Consider the following 708-nt stretch of genomic DNA (forward strand, 5'->3'; position numbering starts at 1 on the left):
GTGCGGCCGACGCACAGCGTGTTCTGGAACTCGAAGGCGCGGCGCTTGCAGGTTTCACCGAGGCGCTTGATGTCGTCGATGATGATGTCGCAAGCCTGGGTGACCTGGTAGGACAGGGCCGTGTCGCCCAGGTCGGAGGAGGTCATGCCGTAGTGCACCCAGCGGGAAGGCTTGTCTTCGCCCTCGGGGATGTCGGCGTCGATGTAGCCCGCCATACAGGTGGTGAACGCGATGACGTCGTGGTTCGTCACTTTCTCGATCTCGTCGATCTCCTCAACGGTGAAGTCGGCGTGGTCGCGGATCCACTGGGCCTCCTCGCGCGTGATGCCCGCCTGGCCGAGCTCTGCCTGGGCCTCGCAGGCCAGAACCTCGATCTCCTTCCAAATGGCGAACTTGTTCTCGAGTTCCCAGATGCGACCCATTTCCGGACGAGTATAGCGACCGATCATGCGCGTTTCCTTTCCCTGGCAATGTGCGCGGACGCCCCAGCGGCCTGCGCGTTTTCCTTATTGCGTAGATTACCAAAAACCGCCCGCGCGAACCCCCGACATCCCCAGTTAATCCGTGGGTGAGTTGTGGGTGAGTCGCCAAATTTCGGGGAATTCAATCTCGGTGGGCGATTCGCGAGGCCGTGGCGCCTCCTACCATCTTGCATCGTTCGAGGCAGCGCACGACAACGGCTGCCTACCACGCTAACTTTAGGAGGGT

Annotated in this window: 1 protein-coding gene; it reads right to left on the reverse strand. The window is 61.4% G+C overall.

From position 1 onward, the window contains the following. Nucleotides 1-449: lyase family protein (locus C1876_RS17425; RefSeq protein WP_244910200.1), on the reverse strand; the 449-nt coding region annotated here is incomplete at its 3' end. Between the last annotated feature and the right edge of the window lie 259 nt (nucleotides 450-708).

It is taken from the genome of Eggerthella sinensis (genome assembly GCF_003339815.1).
In the GTDB taxonomy this organism is placed as follows: Bacteria; Actinomycetota; Coriobacteriia; order Coriobacteriales; family Eggerthellaceae; genus Eggerthella; species Eggerthella sinensis.